The following is a 14534-nucleotide window of genomic DNA, read 5'->3' as shown; positions in this document are numbered from 1 at the left end:
AGCCTCTAAGCGTCTATCTGCATAGGAACGGCAGGAAAGGTGGTTTGCCGCTCAAATAATTGAAACTCATAGGAAATCGCTTTTTTGACACGCTGTATTTCTTCTGATTCAAGCAGTTCCCAGTGGTCCCCCCGAACCAGCCTTGTCATGAAGCCGCCTGTGGCTCTTTCAATCCAAAACTGACGCAGTTGATGCAGGAAGCCTTTGTTGAGTGAGCCAAGCGCCTGAATGAACACAACTCGCGCGTCCAATGGCTGGCAGTCATAATCCGGCACACAGGCCCGATTGTGATTGTAAACCTGATGGTAGCGCTTGATTTGCTCGTCATCGATGCCCGGATACATCCCGTTGAACTTCACCAGCTTGTCTCGAAACTCTGCAAGATCCACTGGTGCAAGGCTCTGGCGCTCATGCTCCTCAAACCCCTGAGTGTCCAGAAGAATGACGCTAACATTGTGATTGCCACGGGCTTTCAGAAGCCGGGCCATCTCATAGGCAACGTAGCCTCCAAACGACAGGCCGGTGAGGACAATCTTTTCATGTGCGATGTGTTCAATACGTTCCAGATAGGCGTTGGCCATGGCCATTATGGAGGGGAGAGTTTCCTCTCCCGAATTGAGGCCAGGTGATTGCAGACCATAAACGCCAATGTCATCAGCCAGGATCTTCGCAAGAGACAGATAGCAAAAGGCTGTCCCACCAGCAGGATGAACGCACACGACATGCTCGCCGTTTTGGCTTTCGCGGAACGTAATGAGGTTGTCGCGGGAGTTCTCTTCCGCAGCTCCGGTTCGTATCCAACTGGCAAGCGCCTCTACTGTCGGATTTAAAATGAATGTTTTGGGCGGGACTTGAATTTTGAACGTCTCACCAACCCGATGAGCCACCTTGATCGCTGCGATGGAAGAGCCGCCGACATGGAAGAAACTGTCGCTGATTCCAATGGAGGGATGGAGAAGCACTTCCTTCCAGATGTTATAGATCTGGAGCTCTATATGATCGCGTGGGCTTTCCTGATTGACCTTAAACACGGCCTCATGGGCCAGCACAGATGCCTTTAGGCTGGAATAATCAATCTTGCCGTTATTGGTGAGAGGAAGTGTTTCCAAATGCAGCAGAATATGAGGAAGCATGTAGTCCGGAAGCGCTTCTGCCAGATGACGACGAAGGTCACTTTCTACGAGGGGAGAACCGTCTGATGTGGTGTAGCAAAGTGCCAGTTGAGCAGTACCACCCTCTTGCTGAGCCACGAGCGCGGCACAGCTGCGGCATTCGGGATATTGTCGGAGGACAGCTTCAATCTCTGACAGCTCGATGCGAAAGCCATTCAGCTTGATCTGGTTGTCTTTGCGGCCTGCAAAAACCAACTGACCTTGTTCATCATAGTAGGCAAGATCGCCGGTACGGTAGAGCTGTTCACTTGAGTTGAATGGGCTGGTAATGAACGCTGATGCTTGTTGCTGCGGGGCGTTAAGATAGCCAGAGGAGAGGCCGGCACCGCCGATGTAAAGCTCGCCAACCAGTCCGATCGGGACAATCGACATGCTCTCATCAAGCAGGTAAGCCCTTGCGTTCGATATGGGCTTGCCGATGGGGGCTGAAGGTTTGTCCAGATCTTCCGGCTTCACACTATGCCAGGTGCTGTCTACGGTGCATTCAGTCGGACCGTAAACATTGTGCAGTGTCGCCCACGGCAGCTTGCTGGAGAACTTGCGCATAAGTGCACCGCTCAACTCACCACCACCGCAAAACACATTGCGCAGTTGGGTGCATTGGGCAGTCTCCGGTTCGTCAAGAAACAGATCCAGCATCGCGGGAACGAACTGGATACTGGTGATACAATGAGATGCACAGATCTTTGCCAGCTCTGCAGGAAAGGTGTGAGCATGAGCCGGAGCCAGCACCAGCGATGCACCAGAGCATAACGGCCAGAAGAATTCCCAGATCGCCGCATCAAATCCCATCGGCGTCTTCTGCAAAAGAGCATCACCGGACTTGCCTGGAAATGCGCGATTGCTCCACTCTACGAGGTTCACCAAGCCCTTGTGTGTGAGATTGGTGCCTTTTGGAACGCCGGTGGTTCCTGACGTGTAGATGATATAGGCAAGATCCTCGGTGCTTATACCGTTAGCTGGCAAATTATCAGCGCCGAAGGATTGAGTGATTTTGGATAGTTGCTCTGTATCCAGTGATAAGACTTTTACGTCACAATGGCCCTTGAGTCTGGTGACCGCTTCCGATGCCTCTGGGTGGGTGAGGATCAGTTTGGGCTGGCTGTCTTGCACCATAAACTCAAGACGCTTGATTGGCAGTCCGGGCTCCAACGGAATGAAGTGACCACCCGCCTTGAGCACGGCAAGCATGGCTATCACCAACTCGCTGGACCGCTCAAAGAGCAGGCCCACTGGACTTCCCTCAGTAACACCAAGTTCCTTCAGGTGGTGGGCAACTTGATTTGCTTTGGTGTTGAGACTGGCGTAGCTCCACACGTCTTCGCCGCACACGAGTGCAGGTGCTTCGGGTGAATGCTCGCATTGAGCCTCAAATGCTTTGTGAATGCACGTTGAGCTTAACGCGTGCCGCGCTCCGTGAGGCCATACCTGCGTTAACAGATGTCTTTCTTCGGGCGTGATGTAATCAATCACACCGAGATGCTCTTCCGGCGTTTTAATAGCATTTGAGAGGAAGCTGGTGAGGTGACTGGCCATTCGCGCGATGCGGGAATGCGTAAACAGATCTTTGTTGTACTCAAAGCCAAGGCTAAACGTGGAGCCTCGTTCAAATACTTCCAGTGTGATATCGAACTTTGCTGTCTGGCTGTCTGTTGCCAGAGTTTCGATTTCAACACCATCCATTTGAGCCGCTCCCCCCGGCAGGTTCTGATAAATCAGCATGACCTGAAACAGAGGCGAGTGAGCTGGTGAGCGTTCCGGATTTACAGCTTCGACTACTTTCTCAAAAGGTAAATCCTGATTGTCCAGCGCTTCCAGAATGGTTGTTTGCGACTGCGTTACCAGCTCAGCAAAGGTGCTTGTGGCTGTGACATGCGTTTTGAGTGCGAGCGTGTTGATGAAGTGCCCGATCAGAGGCTCCAGCTCTGCCAGATGGCGGTTGGCAAAAGAGGTGCCAATGCAGATGTCTTCCTGTTTGCTGTAGCGCCATAAGAGGGCGGCAAATCCGGCCAGATAGAGCGCAAATGGCGTGATTGAACGCTTTTTGCAAAAAAGTCGCAGGCGGCCACTCAAGTTATCATCAAGCGTGAGTTCAAAGTGAGCACCGTTATGTGTCTGTTCTGCCGGGCGAGGGAAATCCGTGGGTAGCTCAAGTAAGTCTGGCAGGTTCTCAAGCTTGTCAGTCCAATACTGGATCTGTTGCTGCTCTCTGGACGAATTGCGCTCGGTTTTATGATGCTGCACATAATCGGCGTACTGCATGGACAGAGGGGGAAGGTCAGGCGAGATGCCCTTATGATAAGCGTTGTAATGAGCGGTAACTTCGTTGAAAAATAAACCGATGGACCAGCCATCAGCGGCAATGTGGTGCAGGTTTACGAGCCATACGTGTTCTTCATCTGCAAGCTTTATGTAACTTGAGCGCACGAGCGGGCCGCGCTCCAAATCAAACGGTTGGCTTGCCTCATGCTGGACCCGTTCATTGAGCGCCTCCGCCTGTTTTTCGTCATTCAGACGGCAAAGGTTCAAGAGGTCAAAGGGCAGGTCAGCAGGTTCTGGAAAAGTTTGTGTAGGCGTTCCGTTGCTTGTGCTGAGCCTCGCTCGGAGCATGTCGTGACGCGCAACAACAGCATTTACAGCGTGGTGCAGAGTTTCCAACTCGAGTATCCCGGAAACTTTGAGCGCAACGGGGTTATTGTAAAACGGACTCTCTGGCTCCAATTGATGCAAGAACCACAAATGGCGTTGTGATGGTGAAAGAGGGACACCTTCAGCCTGCCTTTCTGATGCATGTTGTTGCAGCAGATGAATCAGCTCTGACTTTTCTGCTTTCAGAGCGGCGGCAAGATCAGCTCCCAGAAACCCCTTTGGCGCTTTGAAACGAAGCTTTTCTCCATCAGTCTGGAGGCTCACATTGTGCTGGGCAAAATAATCAAGCAGTTGTTGAGCTTTCATATTTCAAACTCCTCCATTTCATCTTCATCCATTGAGGAGGCAAGCGCAGTCCCGAAGGTCTCTATGGTGTGTAGCCGGTTTTGCTCACTGGTGGGTGTGCCGCCGATCATGGAATAGATGAGCTTATGAGTAGGCCCCAACCGGAACAGCTTCGTCAAAACCGTCTCATCTATGGAGCCGATGCCGCACAGGCCTAATCCCGCTTCATGGGCACGCATGGTCAACAGCTGTGCCATTGCACCTGTTTCGATCAACCAGAACTGCTCGCTCATCTCGCCATAAAGGGGTTCGATTGCCTGCCGCTCGGCGATGAAGAAAAGCGCGAAGGCAGCCTCTTCAAAAACTGGCCGGTTCACGAAATAATCATAGGCATCCGGGGTCAGTGCCTTGCCATTTGCTGTCGAAATCAAGGCATGTTTTTCAGGATCGTAATAATAGGCCCCACCCTCCAGGCCCAACACACGACCGGGTTTGATGTAAAGGTAGGTTTGCACCGGATAGAGCCCTCCCGCGCTTGCAAACAAGTGCTTTGGTGCCTCTTGGTTCTGATTACGCCGTAATGCAGAGAGGAGGGCCTCAAATCGGGTTTTGGGGACAGGATCCAAAATGAACTGACGCACCGACCGGTAGGCGTCAAATTCGTCGAACTCAGGAGAGCTGGAGTGTTCCAACTGATGCACGCCATGTTGCTGATCAAACTTGCGCAATCCAACATTACGGTCTTTGAAAGACTGTCGCTGCAGCGGGTCTTCAAGGGTGGCAATTGCGGAATTTGTTGCGGCAGGTTGCGCTTCTCCCGCCACCTGACCAAACTGCTCCCGATACATGGCAAGGAGCGTTGCAAGGCTTGGGCTGCCCATAAACTTTGCAAGTGGTGGGCGGAACGAGAGCGTGCTCGACAACGCGTTTGAAATGCGCGTGATATCGATAGAGGTCGCTCCCAGCTGCAGTAAATTATCCTCGGGAGTGACGTGATCCAGTTTCAAGATCTGAGAGATAATCTCGTGGATTTTCTCTTCCTGTTCCCCTTGCGGTTCGAAGCTTAGCTCAGCTTGTATCTCACTGCGTGGTTCCGGCAGTTGCTTCCGATCAATTTTGCCGTTTGCAGAAATCGGAAGGCGCTCAATCTCAAGGAGAGAAGAGGGAACCATGTAGTGGGGCAGGTGGGCGCGTAAATGATCCAGAAGGGCGTCGATCTCGACACCGCGTTCTTCCGGAACCACATAGCCAATAAGTTGCTTATCGCCTTGTGCCTCGCCAAACATCTTAAAGACTGAGGTTTTTACGGCTTTATGGGCATTGAGCACCGTTTCGATCTCACCAAGCTCGATGCGGAAACCCTGCACCTTGACCTGAGTATCCACGCGCCCAAGAAACTCTATGTTCCCATCCGGCATATAGCGCCCCAAATCGCCAGTGCGGTACAAACGTTCGCCGGTTTTGGGGTGGGTGATGAAACGATGGTTGGTTTGATCTTCGTCCCCCCAATAGCCCTTCGCTAGTCCAATGCCACCGATGTACAGCTCACCAGTGACCCAGCAGGGGCGAGGGGCCAGCGCTTCATCCAGAACAAAAAATTGTTGGTTGTCCAGCGCTTTACCGTAGGGGATGCTCTTCCAATGTGGCGCGATATCCTGAACAGAGAAACAGATGGACCAAATGGAGGCTTCAGTTGCTCCACCCAAAGACAAGACACGTGCGTTCGGGGCGAGCGCACGCACCCGCTTGGGCAGTGAAAGTGGAATCCAGTCACCAGACAACATCACTTGACGCAAATGCGAGCCGAGAACTTTGTAGTCGCTTTGAGCATAATCTGTCAGCACACCAAGCAAAGCTGGCGCAGAATTCCAGATTGTGACCTTGTGACGAATGAGGCACTCCAGCCAATGGGCAGGGTCTTTTGCCTCACCCTCATTGGGCAATACTAAGGAACCACCTGCCGCCAGCAATCCAAAAATATCATAGACTGAGAGATCAAAGCCCAATGCAGAGATGGCAAACACACGATCTTCTGGCTGCACGTTTAGGCGGCGGTTGATGTCGAGGAGCGTATTAACTGCTCCGCGATGATCGATCATGACCCCCTTGGGTTCCCCGGTGGAACCTGAAGTAAAGATCACGTAGGCAAGGTCATCCGGCTGTGTATCAAATTCCTGCAGCTTCTCATCGCTTAAGGCATCCAGTTCCCCGCCCACATCAACCGTTTGAGCAAGCGCAGGAAGCCCCTTCTGCTTGTCACTCTGGCTTGTCTTAACGCATACGAGCCCGCACTCGGTCCGTTGCAATATGCCTTTAATGCGATTGGCTGGCAGGTCCGGGTCGATTGGAAGATATGCGCCCCCTGCATATAGGATGGCGAGGGCAGCCACACTCTGTTCCCACCCGGTCCGCATCTGAATGGCAACCAGATCACCTTTTGCCAGGCCCTTCTGTTGCAGGAGAGTGGCAAGATTACGGGCACGATGGCGGACTTGTTTGTAAGAGAGAACCAGATCGCCGCAGATCACGGCAGGAGCAGCTGGTGTTTTGAGCGCTTGTTCTTCAAACAGCTCATGCATCAATGGCCAATGTTGTGAAAGTGCGCGCTCAGCGTTCCAGACAGGAAAGTGCTGGGGGACTTGCTGTTGACAGTGATCAGAGGTGACCAACTCTTCAAGCAGAGCACAATAGGCATCAAACATGTCCTGCATCATGCCCTCTGGAAACAGCTCGTCTATGCTGTCCCAGTTGAAATGTAGCTCGCCATCAATCTCCATGATGGTGTGGTCCAGCCACACCTGTGGTGTTTGGGTGATGGTATGTACATTTTGAGCGTCCAATGCGGAGGAAAGCGTAATTTCCTCCTGATCCGGGATCATCTCCACAAGGGTGCTGTTGAAGACGATGGGCATTCCCGTTTGCTGCTCACCACGCAGGCGCGTGAGTTCCCGCAGAACCCGTACACCACTGACTTCGCTATGATCCATATCCTTCCAGAGTTGGCGCTGGACTGCTTTTGCATTGTCAGAAAAGCTCTTTGATGGGTCCGAGCCAACTTCCAGCAAAACAATAGACGTGAAGTCGCCGATGAGGCGGTTGATATGGGGGTGGAGCGGTTGGCGATTGAACACAGGTAAGCTGAGTGTGAACCGGGACGACTGGCTCCATTTAGCCAGCACCTGCGCAAATGCTGTCAGCAGACAGCCGGAGGGGGTGACACCATGCTTTCGTGCCTTTGCTTTGATCGTTGACCATTTGGCCTTTTCCAAAACAAGTTGTCTGCGTGTGAACCGGGGATTGCTGATGGCCTCTGGCTGTTTTGCAAGTGGCAGTTCCGGTGCTGCAGCAAGAGCCGACAAGCGGTCTTGCCAGTACTTCAGAGAAACCGCATAGCGGGAGTCTTCCCGCATCGCCAGTTCCTGCACCACATAGTCGCGGAACGTGATTTCAATCCTCGGAAGTTCTGCCTGCGGGTCCTCATAGAAGGTAGCCAGTTCGCGTGAGAAAATCTGGCTGCTGGCAGCATCTACGATTAACGCATCCATGGAAATGTGTAGCCGAGTTATCTCATTCTCAAGCTGCACGGCCCGGAACTCGAAAAGCGGCCATGTTCCCGCATCCAGAACCTGATGCGACATGGCATCCCGGTTTCTTGAGATGATGCGCTCCACGACACGTTCACTGCGACCACGAGCGTCGTCAGTCTGGATGATGTATTCAGGAACATCCTCCAATATGCGCTGGGTACCATCGCTGGCAAAAACAGCTCGCAGCATATCGTGCCGAAGGATCAGCCTGTTCAAAGCAGCGTTGAATCTCTCAAGATCAAGGTGAGGGATCTCAATTTCCTCATAAGCATGAGCGCTGACGCCGCCCAGCCCTAAACTGTCATCCCTGCCAACCCAGTAAGCCTGCTGGATGTCCGTGAGTGGAAATGGTTCATACCGGTTTGCTTCATCTGCATGGATTTGCAGCGCTGAGTGTTCTGCCTTGCCGGTGTTGGTATTGGACGAGGCAGCCAGATCAACAAGTGTCGGGTTTTCAATAAGATCACTAAGGGACAGGCCGAGTGACAGCTCTTTGTTTATTGCATGGATCAGGCGGGTCGCCAGCAAAGAATGCCCGCCAAGGTCAAAGAAATTGTCGGTGCGGCCAATCTGTTCCACCTTGAGCACCACCTGCCAAATCTGAGCAATATCTGCTTCAAGCCCCGGCAGTGGTACTTCATAGTCTGTACTCCCTGTACGGACAGGAGATGGCAAAGCTCTGCGATCCAGCTTGCCGTTCCGGGTAATTGGCAACTCTTCCAGAGGCATCCAGTCCGTTGGGTTCATGTAGTCCGGCAAACGAGCTTTCAGCTCTGCCCGCAATGTGTCAGCGGGTCTTGTGCCGACGAAGTAACAGACGAGCCGGGCATGCTCGGGGCCTGCTTGCCTGTCCAAAATCACGGCGGCTTCCAGAATGCCATCCATCTGTAAGATGCAGTTCGTGATCTCCATCGGCTCGATCCGGAACCCACGGAATTTCACCTGATCATCTGCACGGCCATGGAAGGTAAGGCTGCCATCTGGCAGGTAGGCTGCCAAATCACCGGTACGATAAAAGCGTTGCGCGTCATGAGAGGCGAATGAGTGCGTGGCAAATCGTTCTGCGGTTAGTTCTTCCTGACCAAAGTAGCCTAAAGCCAGATTGTCTCCGCACACATACAGCTCTCCAATCGTTCCGGGAGGCACAGGTCGCATGCCTTCATCCAGAAGAAACACACTGGTGTTCTCCATGGGCTTGCCGATGGGCGGGGAGGCTGGCCAATCCTCCATGCGCGCACAATCCAGAACGTGTTGGGTCACCACATGGGTTTCAGTGGGGCCGTATTGGTTGTAAAAATAGCGCCCTCCCAGTGCTTTAAGGAGTTGCCGCAGGCTGTCATTGACCAGCAGTGCCTCGCCAGCGGTGATCACTTCACAAGCAGGGCCATCCGGCAGCTGTTTAGCCTCAAAAAGACCTGCCATCTGTTGCAGTACCGCAAAGGGCAAGTGGGCGCGCTCAATGCCGTTGGACTTGATGAAGCCTGCAAGGTTGCCGATGTCTTTGCGCTGGTCATCACTCAGCAGCGCAAGGCTTGCGCCCTGACACAACGTGCAGAAAATCTCCTGAAAGGCCACATCAAAGTTGAGGGAGGCAAATTGGAGAATGCGCGACGGGGCTCTTTCTGACGGAACCTGTTTAAGTTGCCAATTGACCAGATTGCGCAGGGTGCGGTGGGTCTGCACCACGCCTTTTGGTTTGCCTGTAGACCCGGAGGTGTAAAGGACATAGGCCGGGTCAAGAGGGGCAGGGGTAAGCCCCGTATTCTCCGCCGAAATATGTTGGCTCTTTTGTGCAAGCTCTGCAAGAGTGACTGTTGCACTCGCAAATTCGACTGGCAGTTTGGGCTTTAACGCATCTGTAGTTATGACGAGATCAGGCTTAACATCCTGCAAGATGGCCTGATGGCGGGCCTCAGGGTAAGCTGGATCCAGCGGCACAACGGTAGCACCTGCCTTTAAGATACCCAGCAGTGCGATGATCATTTCCGGTGATCGGTCTACACATAGTGCGATGTTTGCTTGTGAGCGAATGCCTTCCTGCACAAGTGCATTGGCAAACCGATTAGCGTGTGTGTTTAATTCGTCGTATCTGAGTTTTGTCTGGCCGAAGATCAGCGCTGTGGCTGTTGGTGTGCAAGCGGCGTGTTCTTCAATGCGTCTGCTGATGCATTCAAACTCAGAGTAAGGCACAGAAGGCTGTTGCCATGCATCCAGCGCCAGCGTTCGTTCCTCTTCGCTCAACAGGCTTACGGCACTAAGCTTCGTCGTTGCGTCTGCCACCATTTGGGTGAGAACATGCTCGAAGTACTTTGCAATGCGAGTGACGGTCTCTGGCTCAAACAGGTCGCTTGCAAACTCGATAGCGCCTTTCAGCTGGCCGTCTCTTTCCTGAAGCGACAACAGCAGATCAAACTTGGCACCGCCATGGTGGTGAGGAAGAACATCAACAGCAAGGCCGGGAAGTTCGAACCGGTCGTTGTTCTCTCCCTCCCAGGCAAACATCACCTGAAATAAGGGGGAGTGCGCAAGACTTCGCGGCGGGTTGATATGCTCTATCACCTGTTCGAAGGGAAGGTCCTGATTTTGTTGTGCTTCTAAAACAGTGGTCTGCACCTGCGACAGGTACTCTTTCAAGGTAAGGCTTTCATTGGCCTCCACCCGCAAGGCCAGTGTGTTGGCGAAGAAACCAATCATGTTGTCGAGTTGTGAATGATCTCTGTTGGCGACCGGGCTGCCCACAACGATATCTTTTTGTCCTGAAAGCTTGGCCAGAGTCAGCGCCCACGTCCCAAGAAGACTGGTAAATAACGTGATCCGATTGGATGCAGCAAGCTCCTTCACCTTCTGAGTTAAGGATGGCTCCAGATTCAATGGGACTGCGGTGCCTTTGAAGGATTGACGCTTTGGTCTTGGATGATCGGTTGGCAGCTCCAGCAGTACAGGTGCATCTTTGAGCCTGGACTTCCAATAGTGCTTTTGCTGGTCCCATGAGCCATTTTTCAACTCAATGCTCTGCCACTGCGCGAAGTCTGCATATTGGATCTGCAAATCGGGGAGCTTGGTATCCTGATGTTGGGACAGAGCAGAATAAAGCACACTCAGTTCCCTGCTGAAGATACCCATGGACCAAGCATCTGAAATGCTGTGGTGCATAACAATCACCAGCACATGATGGTTCTCGTCACAGCGCAGGAGATCTGTACGGAACAGCGGACCCGCCTCCAAGTCAAAGGGGACAGAGATCAAACGGGCGACATGATCTTGTAACGTCTCATTCGCAGCCACTTGCGTAGCCGCCCCCCTCCGCCAAACAGTTGCTGGCTGAATGTCCTGATAGGCGGTCCCGTTCTTCTGACTGAAACACGTCCGCAAAGCCTCGTGCCGTGCAACGATTTTCTCAATTGCTTGAGACAGGGCTGAGACGTCCAACTCTCCCTTCAGCTCCAGAACCAATGGCATATGGTAGGCTTCGCTCTGGCCCTCCATTTCTGCCAGGTACCATAAGCGTTGCTGAGAGGAGGAAAGCGGTAGGTTCTGTGTTCTGTCTGCGGGCTCAATCTGTCTTTTTGCGGTGCGTGTCTGGCTGTCTATCGCCTCGGCGAGAGAGGCCAGCGTTGGGGCCGTGAAAACAATTGTTGCCGGGACTTCGACGGCAGTTGCTTCACGGATACGTTGAGCTAACCGTACTGCAAGCAAAGAATGTCCGCCCAGAGCAAAAAAATTATCGTTGCGCCCAATATTGGCGACACCGAGTACATCGCACCAGATCTGGCTGAGTTCCGTTTCTCTGCCTGTTCGTGGAGGCTCAAACTCTGTTTGTGAGAGCGTGGACAGATCAAAGTCCGGGAGGGCTTTCAGATTGACTTTGCCATTGGGAGTGAGTGGTACCTTGTCGACGACGGTGATCCAGGCAGGAACCATGAAGTGTGGGAGTTTTTGGCTCAGGCTTGCTTTCAGTGCTTGAGGAACTTCAGTTCCTACATTATCCGCAAGGACGACATAGGCGAGAAGCTGTTCGCCGCTGGTGTGAGGCCTTACAACACAAATGGCTGATGTGACGCGTTCATCAGCTTCAAGAGCAGCTTCAACCTCACCAAGCTCGACGCGAAAACCGCGGAGTTTTGCCTGCCGGTCATTCCGCCCTAAAAACTCGATTGTCCCATCACGTAGCTGACGGCCTAAATCTCCTGTCTTGAAGATCCTCAGGCCATCACCAATTGATACATCGGTAAACTTTTGTTTCGTGAGTTCAGGTGCGTTCCAATAGCCGCGTGCCAAACCAGATCCGGCAATACAGATTTCTCCAACAACCCCTTCGGGGACAGGTTGGCCGGAAGTGTCCAAAAGCAAGGCCTGATAATTCTTGAGTGCAGTACCGAGACTCAGAGTAGTGTTCGGAGAAATCTCCTCAGGTAAGCTGAGTACGAGGCAATCAATGGCGGTTTCGGTTAAGCCGTAAGCATGAATGATGTGCACTGTTGGCCCGAAGACCTTTCGTGCTTCGCAAGCACCTTTGGAGGACCAACGATCAGAACCGCACACGACAGTTTTGAGGCTGGTTGACTGTTTTCCGATCGTCTGCACGTGTGTTGTAAGATTGTCCAAAACTGCTGGAACAAAATCACCGAATGTTATCTGATGCTGCTCAATTTTTGTGAGAAGGGCGGTACTGTCTACCAACTCGTCCTGATCCACCAGGACAAGCCTGCCTCCAAAAGTGAGGGCGCGGACAATGTCTGCAGTGAAAACATCAAACGAAAAACTTGCCATCTGCAAAACACATGGTGGTTCTTTGAAGTCGTAAAGGCTGCTCCACGCGTCCCTGACAGTCCAGATCGCACGATGATCGACCATGACGCCTTTGGGTTGTCCTGTCGAACCGGACGTGTAGATGATATAGGCCAGTTGGTCAGGCGCGACTTGAACATCTAAATCGCGTTCATCCTGAGAAGCCCATTCATCTCTTCTCCTCTCAATATTAATAGTCTGGGCAGGCAGCTTGGTGAGTTGATCCAACTGCTCCTGACCACGCATATCGGCCAGAATGACTGTGGGCTGGCAATCTTGTACAAGCGTGTTGATCCGCTCAGGGGGATAGTTCGCATCAATTGGAATGTAGGCAGCGCCAGTTTTCAGGACAGCAAGCAAGGCGATAACCGCGTCTGCGGATTTACGCATGCACACCGCAATCCGGTCCTGATTTGCAACGCCGTTAGAGCGCAGGTATCTGGCGAGCTTGTTGGCCTGACTGTTCAGTTGAGCATAAGAGAGTTCGATCTCATTGCCGATCAATGCAACCCGATCGCCGTGGGCTGCAGCGGCCTCTTCAAACGGCAGATGGATGGCGCTTGCTGCCGGTACATCCATAGATGGAAGACGGGAAGCTTCTAATGTTGCTGTATGTGTGGCTGCATCCATAAGTGGCAGTACGGCGACTGCCTGTTCCGGGTCTGCGCAAATGGCTTTCACTGCCTGTAACACATAACCTGCAAGCCGAACTATGGTTTGGCGGTCAAACAGAGCTGTCGCGTATTCCAGGCCGCCGGAGATGTTTGAGCCATTGTCCACCAGCTCAAGTGTAATATCGAACTGGGAGGCGGTGCGAGGCAGCTGTACAGTGTCCAATTCCAAACCAGCGAATTGGGTTGTTCCACCCTCTGTGTTTTGCCATGCGAACATGACCTGGAAAAGTGGTGTGTAGGATAAGGACCGTTGAGGACTGAGCGCTTCCACCACCTGCTCGAAAGGGAGAGACTGATTGTCCTGACTGTCGAGGAAAATGCCTCGCATCTGGGCAAGTAGCTGACTTACTGTGGGGTTTTCGCTCAAATCAAAGCGCAAAGCCTGTGTGTTCACGAACAGGCCCACCATCTCTTCCAGCTCTTTGCGGACACGGTTGGCAGATGGGGTGCCAATGACCAGATCCTCTTGTCCAGACAAACGGGAGAGCACGATTGCATAGGCACTCATGAGTAACAAATAAGGGGTGGAGCCCGTGCTGCGCGCCAATTGGCGCACCTTTTCACTCAACTCAGGGCCTAACTCCAACGGCAGAAGTTCACCCGCAAAATTTTGCTGAGCAGGTCGCCGCTGGTCCGTTGGTAACAGCAAACGCTCGGGAGCATCGGCAAGCGTTTCTTTCCAATAAGTCTTCTGCTCATCAAATTTTTTGAGCTGCTCCGGCTGTTTCTGCCATACGGCATAATCGGCGTATGTAAGATCGGGTGTTTCCCGCTCGATTGGTGTTCCTGCCTCTACCAGATGAGAGTAGTTTTCACCCAACTCTTTGAGGAGGAGGCCGTTGGACCACCCATCTGAAATGATGTGATGCAATGCCAGCAGCAACACGTGATGGGTCTCGTTGATCCGGATAAGACAACAGCGAGCCAACGGTCCTTGCAGCAGATCGAACGACCGTGTGCTTTCTTCTTCTGCCAAACGGCAGATCTCTGTTTCTGGGTCGCTATCGACCTCAATTTTGAGCAAGCGAAGGGGAAAGCCACAGGTACGGGGTGAGAAGCTTTGAGACAGCTCCCCGTTATCATCTGTAATGACTGTACGCAGGCCTTCATGACGGTTTATCAGCTGGTCTAGCGCGCTTTGCAGGTATGTCACGTTTAACTCGCCACGAAGGCGCAAGCCAAGGGTCAGATGATAGGCTGAATTGATGCCTTCCATGCGAGAGAGGAACCAGAGCCTTTCCTGCGCAAAAGACAAAGGCAGGGGGGCTTGATCACGCGGAGCTGCTGTGAGCGTGCTGCGTTGGCGCATCTTCAAAAGCTGCTCTGGTGTGAGAGAGCGACGTTTGCGCTTGTTTAATTCGTCCTGCATGATTCCTCCC

The 14534-nt window shown here is 52.8% G+C and carries 2 protein-coding genes; both read right to left on the bottom strand.

What is annotated here, in order from left to right; genetic code table 11:
* Positions 1-5 precede the first annotated feature (5 nt).
* A complete protein-coding gene (locus PsAD5_RS02070; RefSeq protein WP_063290892.1) occupies positions 6-4127 on the bottom strand; it encodes a non-ribosomal peptide synthetase in 4122 nt (1373 codons plus the stop codon).
* The gene (locus PsAD5_RS02065) at positions 4124-14524 is read right to left on the bottom strand and encodes a non-ribosomal peptide synthetase (RefSeq protein ID WP_063290891.1); all 10401 of its coding nucleotides are present in this window, start codon (positions 14522-14524) and stop codon (positions 4124-4126) included. The genes PsAD5_RS02070 and PsAD5_RS02065 overlap by 4 nt, the downstream gene beginning before the upstream one ends.
* Between the last annotated feature and the right edge of the window lie 10 nt (positions 14525-14534).

This window comes from Pseudovibrio sp. Ad5, assembly GCF_001623095.1.
In the GTDB taxonomy this organism is placed as follows: domain Bacteria; phylum Pseudomonadota; class Alphaproteobacteria; order Rhizobiales; family Stappiaceae; genus Pseudovibrio.
The sequence above is the reverse complement of the archived record's forward strand: the minus strand, read 5'-3'. Positions and strand labels throughout refer to the sequence as shown.

Coding starts and splice junctions, on each gene's coding strand:
- PsAD5_RS02070 (WP_063290892.1), bottom strand. CDS start 4,127: ATGAAAGCTCAACAACTGCTTGATTATTTTGCCCAGCACAATGTGAGC.
- PsAD5_RS02065 (WP_063290891.1), bottom strand. CDS start 14,524: ATGCAGGACGAATTAAACAAGCGCAAACGTCGCTCTCTCACACCAGAG.